The 23,759-nt window shown below is 48.4% G+C and carries 22 protein-coding genes; 19 read left to right on the top strand and 3 right to left on the bottom strand.

All coding sequences use genetic code 11. The features are described 5' to 3' along the window. Nucleotides 1-535 precede the first annotated feature (535 nt). The 7 genes from MHI43_RS13945 to MHI43_RS13975 all read left to right on the top strand — a co-directional run bounded on the left by MHI43_RS13945 (nucleotide 536) and on the right by MHI43_RS13975 (nucleotide 7,098). Nucleotides 536-1,618, top strand: coding sequence for a Gfo/Idh/MocA family oxidoreductase (locus MHI43_RS13945; RefSeq protein WP_015734969.1), 1,083 nt, complete (start codon nucleotides 536-538; stop codon nucleotides 1,616-1,618). Between the two features lie 159 nt (nucleotides 1,619-1,777). Continuing rightward, a complete protein-coding gene (locus MHI43_RS13950) occupies nucleotides 1,778-2,293 on the top strand; it encodes a DUF3189 family protein (RefSeq protein WP_015734970.1) in 516 nt (171 codons plus the stop codon). A gap of 204 nt (nucleotides 2,294-2,497) precedes the next feature. After that, nucleotides 2,498-2,713 (top strand): hypothetical protein, encoded by a 216-nt coding sequence (locus tag MHI43_RS13955; RefSeq protein ID WP_015734971.1) that lies wholly within the window; start codon nucleotides 2,498-2,500, stop codon nucleotides 2,711-2,713. 156 nt (nucleotides 2,714-2,869) lie between these two features. Next, nucleotides 2,870-4,465: a spore germination protein gene (locus MHI43_RS13960; RefSeq protein WP_036663368.1), complete on the top strand. Its 1,596-nt coding sequence runs from the start codon at nucleotides 2,870-2,872 to the stop codon at nucleotides 4,463-4,465. Between the two features lie 36 nt (nucleotides 4,466-4,501). Further along, nucleotides 4,502-5,707, top strand: coding sequence for a Ger(x)C family spore germination protein (locus MHI43_RS13965; protein ID WP_036663367.1), 1,206 nt, complete (start codon nucleotides 4,502-4,504; stop codon nucleotides 5,705-5,707). Between the two features lie 9 nt (nucleotides 5,708-5,716). Next, nucleotides 5,717-5,956, top strand: a complete 240-nt coding sequence (locus MHI43_RS13970) for a hypothetical protein (RefSeq protein WP_015734974.1) — start codon at nucleotides 5,717-5,719, stop codon at nucleotides 5,954-5,956. Nucleotides 5,957-5,973: 17 nt separating this feature from the next. Beyond that, a complete protein-coding gene (locus MHI43_RS13975; RefSeq protein WP_036663366.1) occupies nucleotides 5,974-7,098 on the top strand; it encodes an endospore germination permease in 1,125 nt (374 codons plus the stop codon). Nucleotides 7,099-7,299: 201 nt separating this feature from the next. Here the strand turns inward: MHI43_RS13975 and MHI43_RS13980 are convergent, their stop codons facing one another. After that, nucleotides 7,300-7,695 carry a CopG family transcriptional regulator gene (locus MHI43_RS13980; protein WP_015734976.1) on the bottom strand — a complete coding sequence of 132 codons (396 nt, stop codon included), beginning with the start codon at nucleotides 7,693-7,695 and terminating at the stop codon, nucleotides 7,300-7,302. Between the two features lie 332 nt (nucleotides 7,696-8,027). Between MHI43_RS13980 and MHI43_RS13985 the strand changes: the two genes are divergently transcribed. Next, nucleotides 8,028-8,588, top strand: a complete 561-nt coding sequence (locus MHI43_RS13985; protein ID WP_235201804.1) for a dihydrofolate reductase family protein — start codon at nucleotides 8,028-8,030, stop codon at nucleotides 8,586-8,588. An 82-nt stretch (nucleotides 8,589-8,670) separates the two neighbouring features. Here the strand turns inward: MHI43_RS13985 and MHI43_RS13990 are convergent, their stop codons facing one another. Beyond that, nucleotides 8,671-9,477 (bottom strand): phytanoyl-CoA dioxygenase family protein, encoded by an 807-nt coding sequence (locus MHI43_RS13990; protein WP_036663364.1) that lies wholly within the window; start codon nucleotides 9,475-9,477, stop codon nucleotides 8,671-8,673. Between the two features lie 133 nt (nucleotides 9,478-9,610). On the opposite strand from MHI43_RS13990, the gene MHI43_RS13995 reads away from it, so the two are divergent. The 11 genes from MHI43_RS13995 (at nucleotide 9,611) to MHI43_RS14045 (ending at nucleotide 23,007) form a co-directional block, all read left to right on the top strand. Beyond that, entirely contained in the window at nucleotides 9,611-10,417 is an 807-nt protein-coding gene (locus MHI43_RS13995; RefSeq protein ID WP_036663363.1) for a helix-turn-helix domain-containing protein, read from the top strand. 607 nt (nucleotides 10,418-11,024) lie between these two features. Then, nucleotides 11,025-14,264 carry a PQQ-binding-like beta-propeller repeat protein gene (locus tag MHI43_RS14000; RefSeq protein ID WP_036663362.1) on the top strand — a complete coding sequence of 1,080 codons (3,240 nt, stop codon included), beginning with the start codon at nucleotides 11,025-11,027 and terminating at the stop codon, nucleotides 14,262-14,264. Between the two features lie 428 nt (nucleotides 14,265-14,692). After that, nucleotides 14,693-15,652 (top strand): ABC transporter permease subunit, encoded by a 960-nt coding sequence (locus MHI43_RS14005; RefSeq protein ID WP_036663361.1) that lies wholly within the window; start codon nucleotides 14,693-14,695, stop codon nucleotides 15,650-15,652. Between the two features lie 37 nt (nucleotides 15,653-15,689). After that, nucleotides 15,690-16,586, top strand: a complete 897-nt coding sequence (locus tag MHI43_RS14010) for a carbohydrate ABC transporter permease (protein WP_036663360.1) — start codon at nucleotides 15,690-15,692, stop codon at nucleotides 16,584-16,586. Between the two features lie 65 nt (nucleotides 16,587-16,651). Further along, a complete protein-coding gene (locus tag MHI43_RS14015; protein WP_036663357.1) occupies nucleotides 16,652-18,244 on the top strand; it encodes an ABC transporter substrate-binding protein in 1,593 nt (530 codons plus the stop codon). Nucleotides 18,245-18,351: 107 nt separating this feature from the next. Continuing rightward, nucleotides 18,352-19,491: a GntR family transcriptional regulator gene (locus tag MHI43_RS14020; protein ID WP_341283271.1), complete on the top strand. Its 1,140-nt coding sequence runs from the start codon at nucleotides 18,352-18,354 to the stop codon at nucleotides 19,489-19,491. A 261-nt stretch (nucleotides 19,492-19,752) separates the two neighbouring features. Then, complete coding sequence (locus MHI43_RS14025; RefSeq protein ID WP_015734984.1) at nucleotides 19,753-20,718, top strand: AAA family ATPase; 966 nt, start codon at nucleotides 19,753-19,755, stop codon at nucleotides 20,716-20,718. Between the two features lie 15 nt (nucleotides 20,719-20,733). Further along, complete coding sequence (locus MHI43_RS14030; protein ID WP_036663354.1) at nucleotides 20,734-21,384, top strand: RNA ligase family protein; 651 nt, start codon at nucleotides 20,734-20,736, stop codon at nucleotides 21,382-21,384. A gap of 224 nt (nucleotides 21,385-21,608) precedes the next feature. Then, entirely contained in the window at nucleotides 21,609-22,070 is a 462-nt protein-coding gene (locus tag MHI43_RS14035; protein WP_036663351.1) for a hypothetical protein, read from the top strand. 40 nt (nucleotides 22,071-22,110) lie between these two features. Continuing rightward, complete coding sequence (locus MHI43_RS14040) at nucleotides 22,111-22,461, top strand: DUF4181 domain-containing protein (protein WP_015734987.1); 351 nt, start codon at nucleotides 22,111-22,113, stop codon at nucleotides 22,459-22,461. A 96-nt stretch (nucleotides 22,462-22,557) separates the two neighbouring features. Continuing rightward, nucleotides 22,558-23,007, top strand: coding sequence for a DUF1569 domain-containing protein (locus tag MHI43_RS14045; RefSeq protein WP_009590564.1), 450 nt, complete (start codon nucleotides 22,558-22,560; stop codon nucleotides 23,005-23,007). 109 nt (nucleotides 23,008-23,116) lie between these two features. Here the strand turns inward: MHI43_RS14045 and MHI43_RS14050 are convergent, their stop codons facing one another. Then, nucleotides 23,117-23,602 (bottom strand): hypothetical protein, encoded by a 486-nt coding sequence (locus tag MHI43_RS14050; RefSeq protein WP_015734989.1) that lies wholly within the window; start codon nucleotides 23,600-23,602, stop codon nucleotides 23,117-23,119. Nucleotides 23,603-23,759: the final 157 nt, after the last annotated feature.

Below are 23,759 nucleotides of genomic sequence, written 5' to 3' on the forward strand. Positions count from 1 at the left end.
GGGTCAGCATTTAAATGATGGGGATATGATTTGGAGCATGGAGGTTCATGCATGCTGGTAAAATTTATAATATTTTCATAACGAATATTATGTAAACCATGGTGCTTCGGAACGGGCAGCCCTTGTTTGAAGACATGGCGATGATGTCGTAATTTTATATATGATTTGTCGCATAGTTGGACTAAAAAAATGTGCAAGATGTGATACCTTATATGTGGATGTTCGGAAAATAAATGACGGGCTGCCGGAAGGAGTGATTTCCCTCATTGTTACTTTTTTTCTAAGACGCCATAGGGATAGAGCAGTCATAGGACCACTTCCCTAAACGTGGTGCGTACACCAACCCTTCGGATGGATGAAGGTTATCCACATGCCGACTGGAGGCCGCTCTTTGTTGAGGGTGATGTGCCTTTCAGAGATTCGTAGAGGTGTTGTGACAGAATTACATACAACGATCTGCTTGTTTTATAAGGCGTTTCGAATAAGCAGAAATTATGAATTTTTAAAAAACAATGAAAAGTGATGGTGATGATCCATGTCTAAAGTGTATCGTATTGGAATTATCGGCTGCGGCGGAATCGCAAACGGGAAGCATCTTCCGAGCTTAAGCAGATTAAACAACGTGGAGCTCGTGGCATTCTGCGATATCGTAATCGATCGGGCAGAAGCAGCGGCTAGCAAGTACGGTATTGAGGAAGCAAAAGTGTATGGCGATTATAAAGAGCTGCTGCAGGATCAAAGCATCGATATTATCCATGTCTTGACCCCTAATGATTCTCATGCCGAGATTTCCATTGCTTCGCTTGAAGCGGGAAAACATGTGATGTGTGAGAAGCCGATGGCCAAAACGGCCGCCGATGCCAAGCTTATGATGGAAACCGCGAAGCGCACAGGCAAGAAATTGACGATCGGGTACAATAACCGTTTCCGCGAAGACAGCCTTTATCTGAAACAGGTATGCGAAGCCGGCGAACTCGGAAATATTTATTTTGCCAAAGCGCATGCCGTACGGAGAAGAGCCGTGCCGACTTGGGGCGTCTTTTTGGATGAGGAAAAACAAGGCGGCGGGCCGCTTATCGACATCGGCACGCACGCGCTCGATCTGACGCTCTGGATGATGGATAATTACAAGCCGAAGATTGTACTCGGCACCACATACCATGAACTGTCCCGCAAGGAGAATGCGGCCAATGCTTGGGGACCTTGGGATCCCGAAAAATTCACGGTGGAAGATTCCGCCTTCGGCATGATTGTGATGGAGAACGGCGCAACCATTATGCTGGAATCCAGCTGGGCGCTCAATACGCTTGAAGTCGATGAAGCCAAATGCTCGCTGAGCGGTTCGGAAGGCGGAGCCGATATGAAGAACGGTCTTCGCATCAACGGCGAGAAATTCAGCCGCCTGTATACAAACGAAATCGAATTGAACTCCGGCGGGGTTGCGTTCTACGACGGCAAGAAGGAGCAAGCTCCGGATGTTGAGATGAGAAGATGGATCGAGGCTATCGACCAGGATAAGGATCCTGTCGTAACCCCAGAACAAGCTTATGTTGTATCTCGAATCTTGGAAGCTCTATACGAATCCGCAAAAATCGGCAAGGCCGTTTATCTGGACTAAGTCCATCTTAAATCGGATTCATCCCGAAGAAGCCCTGATCATCAGGGCTTCTTTTAGTTGCGAAAGTATCAAGTCTAGCAATCCATGAATCGCGGGCGAATGAGATTTACATAATGGGTAATAATAAGCTCATTAAATCGGAAGGATGGGGTCATGGACATGATATTTATTTATAATGATTATGGCGGAACCCATACAACATCTCTGGCTGCAGCTTATCATTTGAATAAATTGCCGACCAATCGCCAGCTTACGAAAGAGGAGATTCTGGCGGTAGACTATTTCGATAAACTGAATACGTCCGATATGGGTAAACTTATCTTTCACGGTCTGGACGAGAACGGGAACCCCGTGTACACCATTGGACGGGGTTCATCCAAAGTCGTAGTTCCCGCGTTGGAAAATGTGTGCTTGATTCTTCAAGACAAATACCAGAATGACGAGCCGATCGTATTCTCCAACACATCGCCTACCGTGCCCATCATCATGTCGATCGGGGGATTTTTGTCCAAGAGGCTAAAACTGAGTTTCGTCGGCAGTCCGTTATTGGTGGCAGGGGCCAAGCAGTGCTGCAGCACGATCCGCGAGCTGGTCTTATATACTAAACAAACGGCGGCATCGAGGTCCGGCTCGGAGTCCGTTATCGTGATGGAGAACAAGAATTTCTCACCTTAACCATAGCAAGGCATCATGAAGCTGAGAGGATAATCCTGAATTTGCAGGGTTATCTTCTTTTTTTATCATTCGCCGAGCATCTTATGAGCTGCTTGATCTGGTATAATTTAGGGACGCTTGATCGGATCGGGGAACCGTCTCGCATTTATAACTCAGTCCCATCGTCCCGCGGTCCATACGGCAACATGAAGGGGAGTGATGGTAATGAAACGTTTATTCACAATCAGCACTTGGGTTGTCATTGTGACGTATCTCTTACTCCTGATGATGGGATGGTTCAGAGGAACGTTATCCATTCGTGCCGTTATTTTCATGACCGTCATTACAATCTTGATTATCGCCATTGTGTATGGGCTGACTAAACTGATTCGATACTTAAACCGTAAGCTGTATAAAGAGCTGAAGCGCATGATGAAATAATCGTTCGGCTGGTGAAGCATAGGGTGACGCCGGGGGTCAATCGACTCCGTGGATGTCATCCTTTTGTTTGTTCGGACAACATTTTCGCAAAAGTTTACAGCCTGTTTTCTTCGGCAATAATGGGGGAATAGCATCTGTGAGAGGAAGAATGTTCTTATGCGGTATCGAAGAAGAACCGGCCATTCCAACAAAAACAACACCAAAGATACCCCATCGGCTGCTGCAAAGAAGAAAGATTCTAATGCTTTAAGCCCGGAACTCGAAAGCAACCTGAACCATATCCGAAGGACTCTCGGTAACAGCACCGATATCGTCATCAGGGAAATCCCGCTTGACGAAGGCGAAAAACACTATATGGCTGTTGTATACACGGACGGCCTGGCCGATCAAAAGATCATTTCGGAATCCATCATGTCCGCTGTAGCCGACATTGCGAAATCCAGGGCTAGAGAAAATACGGAGTATGGGAAACCATTGGAAGCTCAAAAGGTACTAGAAGAAATCTCTTTTATAAGTAAAGAGATACAGTCCATATCTGACTATAAAACGCTGTTCCATTCTTTATTGTCGGGAGACGCGATCGTGCTGGTTGATGGCTTGGATCGAGGCATCGCGGCCGGCGCCCGGGGATGGAAGGACCGCGGAGTCATGGAAACATCGGCTGAAAATGTCGTGCGCGGCCCGCGCGAATCCTTTACGGAGGCAGTTCGAACGAATACGGCTTTGATTCGCCGAAAGATCAAGGATCCTCATCTATGGATGGAAACGAAGCAGATCGGACGCATTACGCAAACGGATGTCGTTATGATGTACATCGATGGCATCGCCAACGAGAAAATTGTCGGCGAAGTGCGCACTCGGTTGGAACGAATCGATGTTGACAGCATCTTGGAGAGCGGTTATATCGAGGAGCTTGTGCAGGATAAGACCCTGACTCCTTTTCCCACGATTTATAATACCGAGCGACCCGACGTGGTCGCAGCCGAGCTGCTGGAAGGCAAAATCGCGATTATCGTGGACGGCACTCCATTCGTTCTGATCGTTCCTGCCTTATTTGTTTCGTTCTTGCATGCTGCAGAGGATTACTACCAGCGCGCGGATATCAGCTCGTTTCTGCGGATACTGCGCTATCTGAGCATATTCATTTCGTTGCTTGGGCCATCACTTTATGTGGCGATAACCACCTTTCACCACGAAATGCTGCCGACACGGCTCCTGTTCGGGCTAGCTGGACAGCGCGAGCAAATCCCATTTCCCGCCTTCGTTGAGGCGGTCCTCATGGAGGTAACCTTCGAAATTCTGAGGGAGGCAGGCGTTCGGCTGCCTAAAAACATCGGATCCGCTATTTCCATCGTAGGAACGCTGGTCATTGGACAAGCCGCCGTTGAAGCAGGGATCATCTCTCCAGCCATGGTCATTGTGGTGGCTATTACCGCTATATCCAGCTTTGTTGTTCCATCTTTTAACATGTCTATTGCTTTTCGGATGCTCCGGTTTCCGTTAATGGCGCTTGCCGGGTCCTTCGGACTGTTCGGCATCTTAGTTGGGGTCATCGCGATCATACTCCATTTGTGCAGCCTTCGTTCGTTCGGAATTCCGTATATGTCGCCTTTTGCCCCATTAATTCCGGAGGGGCAAAAAGATTCCATTTTGCGGCTGCCACACTGGATGCTGATAAACCGCCCCCGACTGATCAATCAGGACAACGAGAAGCGCAGGAAAGACACACCTCCCCAGAAGTCGCGGGAATAGTTGAATGCAGATCAGTGGGAAAGCGAGTGAAATGGAATGAAACGGATATTGGCGCTGCTGCTCCTGCATATCGTAATCATGCTTCTTCTTAGCGGATGCTGGAATCGCAGGGAGTTAAACGAGCTGGCCATAGCGGTGGCCGCAGGGGTAGATTGGGTGGACGGCCGCTACCGACTGTCGATCCAGGTCGCTATCCCTGGGCAGGTTACCGCCAAACGAAGCGGCGGTCCCCAAGCGCCAGCTACGCTGTATACAGCCGAAGGCGACACCATATTTGAAGCGGCGCGGAGGATGACCCAGATTAGCCCACGAAAAATATATTTTTCTCATTTGCGGATGTTTCTGATGGATGAGGCGATGGCAAGGGAAGGGATAGCCAAAGTTCTGGATCTGTTATCCAGGGATCACGAATTCAGACCTGATTTTTACCTGGCAATTACCAAAGGGGCAACGGTCGAGGAAACCTTGAAAATCATGACCCCCATGGAAACGATTCCTGCAAATAAACTATACGATTCCCTGCAAATCTCCGAGAAGGTATGGTCACCGAGCATGGCCGTAACGCTGGATGAATTGATCAACGACATTACCAGCATTGGAAAACATCCCGTGCTAACCGGACTTGTGATTACAGGGAACCGGGAAATTGGAAAAACAAAGAAAAACGTAGAAAATATCCAAACGCCAAGCCAATTGAAATATTCGGGGTTTGCTGTTTTTAAAAATGACAAGCTGATTGGCTGGTTAAATGAGAAAGATAGCAGAGGATATCGATTTATAATGGGGGACGTTAAAAGCTCTTTAGGTTTCATACCCTGCCGTAACGACGGCAAGGTCGTAGTGGAGACGCTTAGGACCGATGCGAAGCTTAAGGGAAGAATCGTGCAATCCCGTCCCGAGATGAGCATCAAGTTAAATATCGAAGGAAATATCGGCTCCGTGGAGTGCAGCGGGTTGGATTTATCGCAGCCTGAAACAGTGAGGGAACTTGAAGAGGAAATGGAGGAAAGGTTAACTCGATTTTTGGAGTCGGTGATCGATAAAGTACAAACGGAGCTTAAAGTGGACATATTCGGTTTCGGAGAAACGTTTCACCGTTCTCATCCTAAACAATGGAAAGAGATGCAGGATGCGTGGAATGACCGATATTTCCCGAACCTAAAGACCCATGTCAACGTGGATTACAAAATCCGGCGAACCGGCACAACCAATAATTCATTTCTAAATGATATTAAGGAATGAGGCAAATTCATGCTGAATATCGCATTAATTGCAGTTTCAGCCGCAATTATAACCTGGCTTGAGCTGCCTAGGATGCTGCGGGAAAAAGAATACAGGGAAGTCTGGGGATTCGCGGCATTCATGATCATTGCCATAGGAATCAGTGTGGCTCAAACGATCTTGAGAGATATACCAACTCCCTTGGTCATGATTACGATTGCCTTCAAGCCGCTCAGCGATTGGCTTACAGCCATCGGTTTGATCCAATGAGAAAGGGAGCGGGGAAGATGCCTGTAGTAAAAATTTCATTGCGCCAAGTTAGCATTTTAACCGCTATGTATACAATCGGAAGCGCAATTCTTATCGTTCCTTCGGGTACGGCTAACATTGCCAGGCAAGACGCCTGGATTGCCGCCTTGGTTGGGATCGGGCTGGGCTTCATCTTCTTAGCGGTGCAGCTGCAATTGTCCCAAAAATACCCGGAATCGAATTTAATGCAATTGACTGAGAAACTATTGGGAAAATGGATCGGCAAAACGGTAAACTTTCTGTTATTACTAACATTATTTCTAAGTGGTCCAGCATCAGTATTGCACGAAATTAGTGACTTCATGACCATCCAAATGCTGCCCGAAACCCCGGTTCAGGCGATTATTTTCCTCTACGGAGCACTTGTTGTCTTGGGGGTACGTTTAGGGCTCGAAGTGCTGGCCAGATCAGCGGAGATGCTATTTCCATGGTTTCTTTTTCTGTTTCTGTCCATGAGCATTTTATTGTTGTCAGAAATTAAATGGGAGAATGCACTTCCCATTTTCGAATCGGGAGCCAACCCTATTTTCCCGGCTGCGATCTCTTTCGCTAGTACTGCGTTTCTGCCAAACATCGTGTTGATGATCATCTACCCGGGAGCCGTCAACCGCCCGGCGGAGACAAGCAAGGCCGTTTATATTGGAAGCCTATTGGGAGCGGGGGTGCTTTTTACGATTATTGGATTAGCAATTTTGGTCTTGGGTCCGGACATTGCGGCACGAAATATGTATCCAAGTTATATGCTGGCCAAGAAAATCAATATCGGTAATTTTCTTCAGCGCATTGAAGCGGTCATGGCGGTGATGTGGTTTATCACTTTGTTTTTCCGAATCTCCTTGTACTTTTACGCCATTGCAATCGGCATCAGCCAGATATTTAATATCAAAAATTATCAGCCGCTGGTCGTGCCGCTAGGCTGGATACTTGCCGCGGTTTCCGTCTTTATATATCCCAATGTTCCTTACAAGTTGGAATGGGACGCAAAGACTTGGATTCCGTATACGATCACCGTCGGATTTATATTTCCATTGGTGTTGTTCGGGATGCACGGACTCCGTAAATTGCGGTCCAAAAAAACAAAAAAGTCCTCGAAATCCGCCTGAACGATTGGAGGACAAAGTGGGTTGTTCGATAATCCACTGTAATCGTGATTGGAATGGAAATAGCTTGGCTGTGCGATCCGTCTACTTGTAGACGGTTTTTTTATGTTGAACCGGCAGGAAAGGGTAGATTTTCTCTTGCGCACTAATATATGAAGCCACTCAGACTTCATAAAAGAACGGCAATTGTGCTTTATGCAAATCCTAAGGCTTATCACCGATTAAGCCCAACAAAAACATTTGAGAATAAGCGTAACCTTTATAAGTCTTGGATAAACACGAAGGAATCGTAAGATCCAGATCCATGTAGGTAGTCAAGATCAATTGAGTGAACTCCTTCTGGTTCGTCAAGGAATGCTCCTGCAATTGTTTGGCGAATTCCTTGCTGACATGTTCTCTTCCTCCAAGTGCTTGCTGTAATAGGTAACCTGCCAAGTATAACTCGGCAGCTGTATCTTCATCTGTCCCTCGATGCTCAGCTACATAATTGCTGATCCAGTCGCGAACAAGAGTTGAAGGGTCTGTGTTATTCTCCTTCGCAATCTCTTGAAAGCTCTCCTTGAGGTCTTTGGATAGACGGATGTGCAGATTGGTATCCATGGGCAAAGCCTCCTTAACGTAGTGAATCTATTGTACGCATAATGTAAACACGTTGTCAACACAAAATATAGACTCGCGAAAACACCGGAAAAGCTCCGGTGATAACCGATAGAGGGAGCAACTCCCATCCAGTGCTTGAAATGACGGTTGAAGCAGATACCGTGATAGCCAGAGACAAGAACATATACACGCTAGAAACCGCGACTATCGCGATTTTTTGTTTTATTTGTTTTAAATGATGTGGAAATCAGCAATTAAGAAGAAATCATTGATAGTCGAGTACGATAAAATCAGTGAGTATGCTCAATATGTGAATCGAGGAGGACTTAATGATGGGTAGAATCATTCTGACTATGCAGACTACGATGGACGGCATTGTATCAAATGAAGATCAATGGATGACATTAAATGAGGAAATCTTTGAAGATTATTTAGAGTACTATAATACTATAGACACGATTATTATAGGCAGCAATTCGTATTCATCATTAGCACAGCATTGGCAAAATGCAGAGAATTCATCTAACGACGACCTTGAACGAGCTATAGCCAAGCGCATAAATGCCATCCCCAAATTTGTGATTTCCAGCACGAAAATGGATCTAACTTGGATAAACTCTCAGCAAATTCTAGTAAATGGTGAAAATTCCATGGCTCATGAAATCGAGATGCTCAAAAATAGAGAAGGGAATATCTCGGTAGAGAGTGGAGTAAGAACGTGGCAATTATTTATCCAACATGATTTATTTGATGATCTGTGGTTATTTATACATCCGGTAATCGTTTCACAGGGAGAACGGTTGTTTGCGCTTGCAAATAAACGATTCACTATGAACCTTAACAGCAGTAAAACCTATGGCAACGGTGTACTTGGACTGTACTACAGTAAATAGGGCACTGCTATGAGAAGAGGTCTTCTATTCGAGGAAACCAGTGCGGCCAGCGTCTCTAAGATGTACGCTGGCCGCCTTTATTTCAATGGGGATAAGCCGTATCGAATTCGATGCCGCACGGACCGCCATTCGGATTGACGTCAAGGTTGATCTCCGTGCCGTCTTCCCGGAACAAAGGCCGATAAAATGCACCGATTTTGGTAGCCGACGCGTTGGCGTAATGGCAGATGAAAGCGCGGCGGAACCGGTTGGATTTGTTGCGGTAAGAGCCGTGGATCAGGTTGCCGTTAAAGAACAGGACGTCCCCTTTGTCCATGATCGCGGGGAGGACCTTTCGATCCTTGGGCGGCTTCACGAAATGAGTGGTAAACGACTCGTTCGAATCGGCTTCTTCCGGGCATACCAGGTCATAATCACTTGTTTTCGGAACGACGAGCAAACCGCCGTTCTCTTCATTAGCCGCGTCGATTGCGGTCCATGCCGCGATGCAGTTGCCCGGTTCCACCTGCAGGTAGAAGTTGTCTTGATGCAGCGCTTGGCCGCGGGAGCCTGGAGGCTTGTAATAGAACATGCTTTGGGCGGCGAGCGCCGGTTCCCCGTACAAATCGGCCAATACCTGCATGACCGGTTTATGCAGCATGTATTTCTTCGCGGTTGCATGAAAGCGGTGCGGATGCATAACGCGGGGATAACGTTTGAGCGGTTCAACGGTTTCATCGTCCAGCACAGGCTCAAAGTGGCCGGGCACGGTCGTGTGGCTGATCTCCTCAAACGTTGCTTCGATCTCCGACAGCTCCTCCTCGCGGAAGAGGCCTTTTACAATCAAATATCCCTCCGTTTCGAATTTGTGCAGCTGTTCTTCCGTCAATACGTGTAACTTCTCTCTCATAGCAATTCCTCCCGCAAATTAATGGTTTTCCTGTTGACAATAGAATAAGGTCTGCTTAACTTGAGAGGAAGTATGATTTCTGCTTAATATTACCGGAATTCTGCTATTCGGGGTACAGAGGAGGAGAGACCGCTTGAGAACGCCGGCTGATAGGCATGCCATATCCTTAGAAAGCACCGGAACCATATTCGGCGATCATTTCGAGCAAGACGATTCTTATCGCCTGCGTCGTCCTAACGGAATGCAGGACTGGCTGCTTGTTTACACGCTGCAAGGTGAGGGCTATTTCCGCACGCCTGCCGGGGAGAAACGCTGCGGATCCGGGCAGCTCGGCCTGCTGCGCGCCAACATCGCCCATGAATACGGGACCGTGCAGGGGACGCATTGGAACTTTCTTTGGATCCATTATCCCGGGCTCCCGGAAAACGGGATGCTGCCGAACGAGGAGTTTCTGGTCGAAACCTTGCCCGATGAACGTGTCCGAGGCCGTGTCGAGCTGGCCTTTCGTAATGTGCTGCAAGATTCGCTGGACCGGTTAGAACTGTGGGAAGCTCTGTGCGAGAACGCCCTGCGTGAGATTTTGCTTCTGCTTGCACAGCGGACAAACAAGAGGCTAGATCCCAGAGTCGAGCAAACGCTTGGGTTGTTATCCCGTTCGTTAAAAGAAGACGTCAAAATTGATGCCTTATCCCGAGAGATCGGAATTTCGGGATCCAGGCTGGCGCACTTGTTCAAACAGCAAACGGGATCCACCATTTTGGAGCATCTGAACCGGATGAGGGTTCGCCATGCCGCTTTATTGATGAGCCATTCGGGCCGTACGGCGAATGAAGCTGCCCACGACGTAGGGTTTAACAGTTACAATCATTTTGCCGATCAGTTTCGCAAGCAGTTCGGGGTTTCGCCGAGGCAGTACCGCCAGTCATGCAGGCATCCATGAATGTGCCGGGTTTACATTTGATGCCTGAATGAAGACGGTGCAGATATATCAGACTAACATACGAAAAGACAGGAAGGACTGCTGAAGGGCAGTCTTTTATTTTTCTATTCCCGGATTTGAGATATCATCGGTTTCTCAGCCATTTCGCTATGATCCCAATTGTAGAATTTCATAAAGAGCTTGATAAAATTGAGAAAGATACCATCCGTATGACGGTCCCTTGCTGTTTATGCGGGGCCGCTTATGATGCGGCTTTTTTGTCGTTTGGCCTTAACTTTGTGACAGAATCGAGCTTGGTTAACCGCTAGAAATAACAACTTTTCTGCTGTGATGCTTCTGCTTCTTTTGAAATATCCACATTGTCGAATAAAGGGACAAGAGGAATATGGCATGATCGTTATGGATTGACACCATCCCGGTATTTGCCTAATATACGGCCAGACGGTTCCGCTAGTCTTCCATATTCCACCAGTGCGGGTTGCGTCTAATCATGACCAAAGGAGGTTCAGTTTACTAAAAAACAGAGGCTGAATGCCTGCCGGATTCGTTCATAGCTATTAGAGCGGTCTTACGGGATAGTCAACACCGAAATCTAAGGAGGTCATTTATGAGATTTGCAAAAAGCGGCAAGTACCAGGTATTTATGCTGGCATTGTGTCTGTTATTGGTTTGTTCGGGCGGCGGTCTCGCCGCTGCTTCCGGGGAGAGCAGGCTTGCTCAAAAAACATACGGAACACCGGAGGAAATTCTCGTTCCTAACAACTATACGGTTGCCGTGTTCAACGGTACGGCAGGGAAGGAAGAAGGCCGCAACGTTCTTTATGCGACCAGTAAAGGAAAGCCGGGGCATCTTAACGTGATCGATCTGGAGGATTATAAACTGCTTCGCAGCATTCCGATCGGCCCCTCCGAAAGCTCCTGGGCACATACCACGGCACCGGACGGTACCTTGTTCCTTGCGGCCGACGGCGGCGGAGCGAGGCTGTGGAGTTACTCACCGGTTACTCATGTCCCTGTGCAAGTTGCACAGTTCGATGGCCAGTCGGTTCCGAACAGCATCACCACGGATGAACAGGGCCGCGTGTATGTCGGAACCTATCCCGGCGGCAAAGTGTACCAGTACGATCCGGCTACGAAGCAAACCAAAGATTATGGCCGCGTCATCGGGTCGCTTGACCAGGAGTATGTGCGCTCCATCGCTTACCAGGGCGGCAATATATATGCCGGTACCGCGCATAAGCAGATCGTACGCGTGAATTTAGCGACCGGTGAGAAAACAAATATCGCGGCTTCCCTGCCGGTTAAAGAAGACACCGTGTATGACCTGAGCACGATTGATAACCGTTATTTGTTTGCCCGATATACGGACGGAAGCGGCATTCCTGGAGAGGCGTTTATCTACGATACACAGACGGAAAGCTGGCTGGATGTTGTGCTGGAGAACGTAACGGGGCTTCACGCAACGGACTCGCTTGACGGAAAACTGTATTACATGTCCGACAAGAAGTTGAAAACGTTTAATCTTGCCACGCATGAGGTCGAGTTGACCGGCATGGAGTACAACAGCGGATTTCGGGGAGTAGATTGGGTGGAATTTCCCAATAATCCGGAATACCCGGGCAAAAATCTGGTGACCGTCCGTTATGACGGCGGTGTTACGATCATGAACATCGAAACCAAGCAGGTGCACCTGATGCCGCCGGTCATCCCGGGTCTGCCCGGCGTTGTCAACCGGTTGAAAAGCGTATCGGACACTCAATTGATCACCACCGGCTCGCAGGCCCGTTCCTCGCTCGTCGATCTGACCAATAACACCGCAACGCCGTTCAGCATCGGCCAAGCGGATAGCGTTCATGCCGTAGGCAATAAAGTCTATATGGGCGTGTACCCGGAAGGCGGACTGTACGAGTTCGATTTATCGACGGAGCCTGGAATGAACAATCCGAAGAGACTGGCCGTTCTGGGCAACGATCAGGAGAGGCTGGTTGATATCTCCAGTTCCAAAGGCAAGCTCTACATTTCGACGATTTCCGGTTACGGCACTTTGGGTGGCTCGTTGACCGTTTATGATACCGCCACCGGAGAAATCAACGTTCATCGCAACGTCGTCCAGAATCAGAGCGTGCTCAGTACGACGGTTCATGACGGCAAGGTGTTCGGTTCCACCACGATTCGGGGCGGACTGGGCTCCGAGCCGACGGAAGCGGAAGCGAAGATTTTTGTTTGGGATGAAGAGACGCAACAAAAAATCACCGAGTTTCCGCTCCGGGTTCCGGGACTGGATAAACCGATATTCATCGGAGATCTTTCGGCCGGTCCGGACGGTTTGATCTGGGGAGCATCCTATGAGTATATTTTTGCGATCGACCCCGATACGTATGAAGTCGTGAAGAGCAAAAAAGTGTATCCAAGCTTGAATTTCAGCCAATGGGCGCATCACCCGCTCCGCTGGTCGGAGGATGGTCTGCTTTACGTGCTGTTCAACAACAAATTGACGGTCATCGACCCTGAAACGCTGGAGCATCGGACATTGGCCGACACCTCCAGATTCGATTTACATGCCGACGGGAATCTCTATTTCACGGACATGCAGACCAATACGATTCTGTATCGGATGGAAGTTGACGGAGAAGTCGTGGAAGAACCGCCGCATACGGCTGTTCCCGTCACCAATCCTGGTTTCGAAGAGGAAATGAAGGGATGGAGTCAATTATTCGCTCCAGGCAACGGTTATCGCTATGATCTCAGCACGGAACGCAGTTTCACGGGAACGCACAGCCTGAAGATTACGGACACGCTGAGAACGGCATCCGTTGCCGTCCAAAGTGATGCGATTCCCGTCATCCCGGGAGAGGAATATACGGCAGGCATGAATCTCTATATTGAATCGGGCCAGCCGGGTTTTATGTTCCGATTCTTTGACAGCAATAACGCCACGATTTCCACACTGGAAACCCATTTGGATGAATCGCGATTGGCCCAATGGCAGAAAGTGACGCTCAGAGGGAAGGCTCCGGCTAATGCAGCTTATGCGAAACTGATTGCGGTAACTTCCAGATACAATGTGGCAACAGCCTATTATGACGATTTCTTTGTAACCGTAAAAGACAGTGTTCCTCCCGTCTCGACGGTTAGCCTATCGCCTTCTCCCAACGAGAACGGCTGGGTAAATGCCGATGTGTCCTTGTCCATCTCGTCCGACCGCGCATACTCTATTGCATATGCTGCGGAAGGGGCGCAGCCGATAGAGAAGACCACGGTAAAAGGGAGTACGGCTCAGCTTCAAATCACTGAGGAAGGCGTCACGACGGTTACCTATTCCGCCACCAACTTCTCAGGCGTATCTGAGGCACCTGGAACGCTGAACGTGCAAATCGACAAGACGGCTCCAGTCGTTGAATTCACCGGTGAGCGAACGTACACGGTAACCGACTCCGTATACGTTTCGTGCAGTGCCGTCGACAGTCTGTCAGGGTTAGCTGACAATCCTTGTTCTCTTCCGCTGCTCGAACGTCCTGCCTATTCCTTTGAACCGGGCTCCCATGAAATATCCGTAACGGCAGTCGATCTGGCCGGAAATAAAACGGAATCCGTCTTTCGTTTTGAGGTAGCCGTGACCTATGACAGCTTGATCGGGCTGGTAGAGCGTTTCGCAGGAAGCGATCAGGGAATCGCACAATCGCTGTCTACGAAGCTGCAAGGCGCCAAAGAGGCGGAGGATCGGGGCAACGACTCCGCTAAGCAAGGCAAGCTGAACGCTTTTACCAATCAGGTCAGGGCACAATCCGGCAATAAATTGACGGATGAACAGGCGGATGTGCTTGCAAAGCTGGCAGCATATCTATAAGCAGACTTAGAGCAAGGTAATGAACATCGACCATGCGTTTCTAAACGCTCGTTTATTTAATAGAAACAGCCGCGTAAACCATGCGGCTGTTTCTTTTTTTCGGAATGATACCGGCCCTCCCTTGTGGGATCGTTCGACAACCTACGGCACGCAGGACGATGTTAATAAGGCTGCAACCGTCGAAATTTGTCATAACAATTCCGCGTTTATACAACTAAAGTAGCAATTATTCGATGTCATATTGACTGGAAAATAAAACCTCACTAAAATGTGTTATAACAAATTATTAATTACATAACAAATGTTAGTACAAGTGAATAGAAGGGAGGTGTCATATTACTGTACCAAGCAGATATTGCTGATGATCTCGCACAGCTCAGACTTCTGCTACACGCCATTCGATTAGATAAAGGAGGTCATGATTAAGCATGGACGCCCGATTAAACTCGGCATCCCCACAGCCCGCTCCCAAACCCACCCGGTGGACGCATGTTAAGAGGCAGCTAAAGCGAAATATCGGGCTGTATATCATCATTTCCCCGGCAGTGCTTTACTTTTTGGTCTGGCATTATTGGCCGATGTACGGCGTACAAATCGCTTTCAAGGATTTTATGCCCGGGCTTGGCATCTGGAACAGCCCATGGGTCGGGTTCGAACATTTTGAGCGGCTGTTTGACGCCTATTATTTTTGGACGATTCTGAAAAATACGATCGGGATCAGTTTATACGGACTGCTGGTCGGCATTCCCGCACCGATCCTGCTGGCGCTATTGTTCAACGAGATTCGGAATCGCAAATTCCGCTCATTCGCTCAAAGCATTTCTTATGCTCCTCACTTTATTTCGGTCGTCGTTGCAGTCGGTATCCTGTTTTTTTTCATCTCGCCTACGAATGGCGTCTTTAACTCCATCCTAGTCTCCTTGGGGAAGGAACCGGTCGATTATTTGGCAGAGCCGTCTAAATTCTGGCATCTCTATGTCTGGTCGGGCGTATGGCAGGGAGTTGGCTGGTCTTCACTCATCTACAGCGCAGCCATCTCGGGCATCTCGCCGGACCTGTACGAGGCGGCATATATGGATGGCGCCAGCAAATTTCGCCGAATTTGGCATATTACGATTCCCGGCATCGTCCCGACGATCGTCATCCTGTCTATCTTGAGTGCAGGCGGCATCATGAGTGTCGGCTTCGAGAAAATCCTGTTGATGCAAAATGCGATGAACCTGGAAACCTCCGAGGTAATCTCCACTTACATGTACAAGAGCGGACTGCTTAACACTCAGTACAGCTTTTCGGCGGCAGTCGGCCTGTTCAACAATGTGATCAATTTTATCATCCTGATCATCGTTAATGCGGTTGCACGCAAGGCGGGGGAGACCAGCTTGTGGTAAAGGCCGTCGATGCAGGAATAGGGAGGGAGCCTAAGAAGTGCTGCTGAACATTAAACGAACGCCAGGAGAAAAACTGGCCGATATCATAATATTAGTGCTGGCGATTCTCGTGACCATCGTCATTTTGTACCCGCTCATTTTTGTTTTGTTTGCGTCATTCTCCGATCCGCGCCAAATATGGGACAAGCCGCTGCTGCTCTTTCCGGCAGGCTTCAACCTGGACAGCTATGCCAAAGTATTCGAGAACAGCGAAATATGGAGCGGGTATGCCAATACGCTGCTTTACGCTCTCGTGGGTACCGCGATCAATATCATGATGACGGTATTCGGTGCGTACCCGTTATCCAGAAAGCGCTTTTATGGCAAGGGACTATTCACGCTGCTTTTTGCTTTTACGATGTTTTTCAGCGGCGGATTGATCCCGCAGTACTTGGTGAACAAGGAGCTTGGATTACTGAATACGATGTGGGCATTGGTGCTGCCCGGAGCGATCAGCGCCTACAACATGATTATTATGAGAACCTATTTTCAGACTCGGATTCCGGTGGAACTGGAAGAGAGCGCCTACGTCGACGGCTGCAACGATTACCATATGCTGTTCCGAATCGTGCTGCCTTTGTCCATGCCGATCATTGCTGTGATGATTCTGTTCTATGGAGTGGGCCACTGGAACTCGTATTTTGACGCTATGATTTATTTGACAGACCGGGAGAAATTCCCGCTGCAGCTGATTTTAAGAGAAATCCTGGTGCAGAACGACTTCAAGGAAATGGCCGGAATTTCGGTCGGCGCCGAATACGCGGATCAGATGATGGTTAAGGAAGGGCTGAAATATGCGATCGTCGTATTATCCGCCCTGCCGCTCTTGCTATTGTATCCGCTGCTGTCGCGATTCTTTGAGAAAGGCATCATGGTGGGAGCTATCAAAGGGTAAGCCGATATAGGAGCGGTCAATTACCGCTTGGAACTCATAATCATGAAAAGAGGGGATATGGATTTATGAGAAAAGGAATGAATCTTCTGCTTGCTTTCATGTTGACATGCTCGTTGACGCTTTCCGCCTGCGGCGGATCAGGGGGAAAGGCGGAGCCGGAACCAGTCGGAACGGACGGAGACACCGGGAACATCAAGCTAAGGATCGTCAAACGCGGATATACCGATGTGCATCCACCAGCTGATCAATTATGGATGTGGCAAAAATACGAGGAGATGTCCGGAATCGAGGTTGAGTTTGAGGAGCTGGCCGGTTCCGCCGTAACCGAGAGGAAAAATGTCATGCTCGGCTCCAACGACCTGCCCGATGCGTTCTACCGTATTGCCTTCGGCACCGACGAGCTGATGAAATATGGCAAGCAGGGCTTGTTTGTTCCGCTCGAGGACTTGATTGAACAGCATGCGCCGAATTTAAATAAGCTGCTCAAGGACAACCCGGATATCAGAGGAGCGATTACGATGTCGGACGGACATATATACGCTCTTCCATACGTTGATTTTTCGAAAGCGTTCAATTCCGTTCGCCTGTATATTAATCAGGATTGGCTGGATGAAGCGGGGCTTGAAGTGCCCAAGACGACCGAGGAGTTCCGCCAAGCGCTCATGAAGGTTCGGGAGAAGGACAGTTCCCGCCTCGGCTGGGTGCTTGAATCGCAGTACTGGACCTTCCTGGAGAGCTTTCTGGCCGGCAGCTTCGGCATGGGCGAAGGCGGCGCCAAGGCTTTCGGACAGTATCTCTATAAGGACGCGGACGGACAAGTCAAGACGACGTTCAACGATCCGAAATACAGGGAGCTCTTGCGTTATATGAGCGATCTGTACAAGGACGGCTCGTTGGCTCAGCAGAATTTCACAACCGGCTACGATTATGCCAAATGGTCTACGGACGGCTCCAACAATTTGATCGGCTCGTTTGTATGGGAAGGGCCGGGATATATCGGAAAGGAAGCGGCCGAAAATTATGTGGGCATCCATGCCCTGGAAGGTCCGAACGGCGATAGAGTCGCGGGGGTGCTGGGACCGCCGGCCAAAGGGATCTTCGGTTTCGTGATTACCAACAAAAACAAGTATCCGGTCGAAACCATCAAGTGGATCGATTATTTCTACGGTGAAGAAGGGATTAACTTCGCTACCTTTGGATTGGAAGGAGAAACTTACGAACTGGTGGACGGCAAACCGAAATACAAGGACGAAATATTGAACTACAAGGGTGGCGTGCAGCTGGGTGCCTTCCAATATGTTGATAATGTGTATGGCGCTTATTATCCTTATGTTGAGCCTGACGACGATTTGCGGATGGCGGCTCGCGGGACGACGGTCGCTGACGAGATCAAAGCGGATCCTGCCGAGCTGGATGAGTTGGCGCCCAAAGAGCTTTGGCCGGATTTTGTTCCCACGGATGACGAAGCCAACCAAACCAGCGCGATTCTGACCGACATCAATAAATACATGGAGGAGATGCGGGTCAAATTTGTTACGGGTAAAGCGAGTCTGGACACGGATTGGGATAACTACGTTAAGACCTTGGACAAAATGGGGGCCCAGCGTTACCTGGAAATCAAAAGAGCGCAGTATGAACGCTATACGAACGTGAAGTAACCATGACGGGAGGCAGGCATGATCGATCGGGGCGGTTTACATGCCAATGATGCTAACGCTATAATTTTAGTTGGACTAGATCAAACCGGAAAATAGATAAAGATGGGATGAGAACCAAGTTGACCAAAGACAATAAACCGCTGTACCGCGTGATGATGGACGAGCTAAAATCGAAAATTTCATCCGGCCTGTACCCTTCCGAGGCCCAGCTTCCTACCGAGGCCGAGCTGAGTACGGCCTTCGGCGTGAGCCGCATTACAACAAGAAGAGCGCTCGAGGAGCTGGAGCGGGACGGGTTCATCTACCGCGTCAAAGGAAGCGGCAGCTTTGTCAAACCCCGGCAGCGGGGGCAGGAGCAGCGATCGGTTGGAACGGAAAAAATGATATCGCTGATCCTGCCTTCCGAAGACGACCGCGGCACGATGGGGTATATTCGCGGCGCTTCGGACTGGCTGAACGCGAACGGCTACTATTTAAGCATTCATCAGAGCGATTATGACTCCCAGAAGGAGCGCGATCTCCTGGAGATGCTGACCCGAAAGGGCATTGCAGCCATTATATTGTACCCGCGGAACGATCATACGAACTACGATATCCTGCATCGGCTGTGCCTTGAAGATTATCCGATCGTGACCATCGATAAATACTTTGACAGCCTCCCGCTCGGGGCGGTCGTTTCGGATAATTGGAGCGGCTCTTATCAAGCCGTATCCCGATTGATTGAGCTCGGACACCGAAAGATTGCGTTTTTGACCGCGGTCAGCATTGAATCCACTTCGTCGGTGCGCGACCGGTATTTCGGATACTGCCAAGCGCTGAAGGACCACGGGCTTCCCCTCGACAGCCGTTATATCAGGCTGAACATGAAGGGTTACCGGGAGAAGGTCGGCGTGGAGCAATTTTATAACGAGCTGCTGGACTCGTACAAGACGGAGGGGGTGACGGCCGTTCAGACGGAAAATGATCTGATCGCCGCCAACCTGCTAAACCTCTGTTTGGAGAGGGGGATCCGTATTCCGGACGATATCTCCATCATAGGCTTTGATAATAATCCGGTCACGGAGCATGTGATGATCCCTCTGACTACCGTCGAGCAGAACTTTTACGAGATCGGCCGCCAAGCGGCCGAGCATGTCGTAAACTGGCTGGAGAGAGGGAAACCGACACCGGGCAGGGCGCTGATCCCTGTTAAGCTGGTGGAGCGGGATACGACCGCTCCTGCTCCGAAAGCGAGATCGGGCAAGTAGATACGACATAAAGGCTGATTGTCTGCGGATGCACTTTCTGCAGGCAATCGGCTTTTTGTTCGGTATGTAAAAGTTGAATATACATATTCTTTGCTTACTCAAGCAAGGCGCAAGCGTGGTACATTATTTGGAGGGATGAAATTCGATTGGCGATGTCCATCAAAGAGAATGATTCGAAAGAATATAACGCTCAGCCCCTCCGAACAGGTAAACCATGACACTGACACCATGCTAAGCTAGTCGCGAAAGGAGGTGAATTTCATGAGTACGATTCATATGCTGGTCGGGATACCCGGCAGCGGGAAAAGCTATTATGCCAAACAATTGTGCAAAAGCGAGCGGGCCGTGCTGGTTGCGACGGACGCGATACGCGAAAGATTGTTTGGCAGCGAATCCAAACAGAAAAATACGTATATGGTATTTGACGAGGCTTTCGCCGAAATCGAAGAGGCGCTGAAGTCGGATCGAAACGTCGTATTCGACGCAACGAATGTCAGCCGGGAACGAAGACTGAAATTTCTGAAACGGTATGGCGATCGACGGGTGGAGTGCCATATCTGCACGACTCCTTATGAAGTGGCACTGGATAGAGTTAAGAGACGAAAACGCCGGCTTGATGAGAAGATCATGACCAAGTATGCCAAGAATCTTGAATTCCCGGTCATGGGTGAAGGGTTTGTCGATCTGCACCTCGTTCATGAGGCGGGTGAAACTCAGCTGGCAAGAGAGGATTTGGAACAGCTGCTAACGCGCAGGCCGGATCACGATGAGTTGTTCGGTTACTTATCGCAATCCCCCTATTTTCAAACGATGCTGGGATTTGATCAAGAGAATCCGTTCCATTCGAGAACGTTGTCGGAGCATACGTTTGCCGTGCTGGAATACATCCAAAATTGCTATGAAGGTGAAGGCGATCATCTGCTGGCTATGCAATTAGCGGCTCTGTTCCATGACGCGGGCAAGCCGTTTTGCAAAGTATGGAAGCAGGCTCGAGGATACTATTCCTATTATGGACATGAGCATGTATCGGCCATCATGGCATGTCATGCCTTAAAAGACCTTGGGTATGAGGATGAATTTGTGCTTCATGTCGTCCAACTTGTCAGCTTCCATATGGAAATATTGCATGGAGGCGATGCCGGCGCATCCAAGATTTATCATTTGTTAGGCGAGGATTTGCTGGCTCAGCTGTATTTCTTCGCAGAGGCCGATACGTTCGGCAAGTAAGAGAGGTGAACAACGATGAAAATGAAATACCCCAGAACGATGCATCTGCCCTGGTCCAGAGGTTATACCGACGACGATAAGATTTTGCGGAATACCGACCATTTTAAGGGGCAGGAGGTCGTCATTACCGAGAAAATGGATGGGGAGAACACCACCATGTACCCCGATTTCATTCACGCCAGATCCCTGGACAGCAAGGATCATCCTTCCCGTCATTATGTCAAGACGCTGCATGGGGGCATCAAGTATTTGATTCCGGAGGGATATCGTCTCTGCGGGGAAAACGTCTATGCCAAACATTCGCTTTCGTATTCGGCGCTGCCGTCCTACTTCATGCTGTTCTCCGTGTGGAATGAGTTGAATGAGTGCCTGTCATGGGATGAGACGGAGGAATGGGCGGAACGTCTGGGGCTGGTTACGGTTCCTGTGTTGTACCGGGGAATCTGGGACGAGGAGGCTGCCAAGGCTTGTTATACGAAGCGATCTTGCTGCGGCGGTGAACAGGAAGGTTATGTGGTTAGGCTTGCTTCCGCATTTGCATATGACGATTTTAAGCATAGCGCTGCCAAGTACGTCCGCAAGAATCATGTTCAAACCGACGAGCATTGGCTGAGCAAACCGGTGGAAGCGAATCATTTGGCTGCAGGAGATTTGAACGGTAAGTAAGTATTTTATTATTTTTAGAATATGAGGTGTTGATCATGTGATTTCTAAATGCTTTTTAATAAAATGATGTGGATACATAGCACTGATATGAGCTGCCGCTAAAATCGGGGCTTTTTTTATTGGGTTATTGCAAATCAGGTTACCACATTTTGTGAGTGCAGGTATAATGAGCATATACTTTAAGGTGAATACAGAATCAACCTTATTCGATGATAGGAGATCACATGAACAATAACAGGATGTTTAGCGTTTCAGCCCCGTCTGGCATTAAATTAATGGTTTCCATGCTGCTCTTAATCGTTATTCTTCTTGGAAATATCATGTTGGAACAGGGAGAAAGGGACTTCTTTTATTATGCCTGTATAGTGTGGTTAGTTTTTTGTTCCACCGTATTCATCATCTCCTTCTACAGAACCTGCCTGATGAAACCAGGCGTGATGAAAATGCATCAAGACGGGATCATAATAAACGGAAAAGAAATGAACGCAGATTCCGTGGCATGTTTACTGATCAACCAGGACAGGAAACCGGTGACCGGAATCAAGCCGAAAGGGCGTAGAATCGTGCCTTTGAAGCTATGTTTTCAGTTCTTGGAGGATCAGACTGAAGGGATCGAGCAGCTTGAACTATGGGCACAAGCAAGTCATGTGAAGATAACCAAAGGTTTTTTTATGAGATGGTTGTAGAAAGCACTTGCATTTTATTCCACCTAAAGGAGGATGGTAAATGGAGGGATTATACTCATTTATAGTCCTTGTTATTATAGTTGGACAATGGGTCCTAAGGAAGATTATTGATGTAGGCGAAGAAGAGATGCGTGACACACCGGTGTATAAATGGTATCTTCTGGGCTCATGGGCTTTATTAATTCCGATACTCATTCTTGTATGGACGATGGATAGAAGCAGACCTTATCCCATATGGCCATTCTTATTATCCCTAATCTTCTGCTTTCGCGGATATATGGAGTGGAAATACATACGCGAAACCAGGCGCCATCAAGTTTCAATCCTATTGGCTGCAGTTTCACTTTTCTTCACAGGTTGGATGATATTCATTCTCTTATTAAAATATTAAAACAAGAAAGCAATCCAAAAGAAATGTCCCGTAGATGGGTCAGCTATCATATAATCAGGTGTTTAGACATGGATTTCACTATAGGGAGAGACAAACATGAATAATATGTTCAATCATTTCGATATGACCCAAATATTAAACCGAATCGACGCATTAAGCCCTCAATCACAACCGTTATGGGGAAAAATGGATGCTGCCCAAATGCTGTCTCACTGCTCCGCGTTCCAAGACATCGCCATGGGCATCACAAACCCGCCAAGAGGCTGGCTAGGTAGGTTGGTAGGGAATTTCGCGAAGCCCGTGTTTTATAATGAAAAACCGTTACCTCGCAACATGTCGACTATTCCGGATATTTTGATTGCGGATCCAAGAGAATTTGAAACGGAAAGAGAACAATTGAAAGAAAAATTGATAGCATTCCAAAAGCACGGACCCGAGAAATGTACCACGCATCCTCATCCTTTCTTCGGTAAACTGACCTCGGAGCAATGGGGGAGGGGATTATACAAGCATCTGGACCATCACTTGAAACAGTTTGGCGTTTAAGGCTCAAGAAACCTATGTAATGTGGATACGGATGCAACCCGTAGAGCCATGACTACGAAGGTTGGCTCTACGAGGTTGAAGGGTCTTGCTGCAGATTATGTATTCTTCTTTATAACCATTCCACGTATTTCTCCATCGTAAACTCGCCTTCCAATTCCAGCCGGGTATCCGGCTTACTCCCATCATAATAATTGACGTCCATCGTCGTTCCAGTCCAATATACGTAAAATACGCCATTTCCTCTATACTCAATGCGTCCCCGGTTATCATTTACCTCCTGATGTTCAAAATAATAGAGTCTTGCATCCAGGCTTCTGGAGTTCTCGTTATAGCCCTGGGCAAGCGTAAATTCCAGCGGTGCAAACTCATTCAGTTTTAGCGTATCCAGATAAATCGTAAGCTCCGCGTCCGGATTGTTCAGCAGCTCATCCGAATCCGGGAAATCCTGAAGCGGTTCGGTCTCGGTTTCCGTTTCAAACCACAGCATGATTTGCGGCCGTTCATTGACTTGGCTGCGGGTTGCATAGGCTTTGGATTCGGCCAAAGCGTGTTTTTCGGTTCCGTTATAACGGATTAATGTGATCGTTCCCGGCATGTGATTCTCCTTGTCTATTGTATTCGATTATTATAGAATGTCAGATTTGCCTTACTAAATGGTAGCATAAACCAATCATCGCACCAATAAGTTAGCATAACTTTCCCTTACCTTATCTGGCGAATGGAACGATAAAAGTAGAATGTGCAGGGGCGGG

The organism is Paenibacillus sp. FSL H8-0457, assembly GCF_038051935.1.
In the GTDB taxonomy this organism is placed as follows: domain Bacteria; phylum Bacillota; class Bacilli; order Paenibacillales; family Paenibacillaceae; genus Paenibacillus_AQ; species Paenibacillus_AQ lautus_A.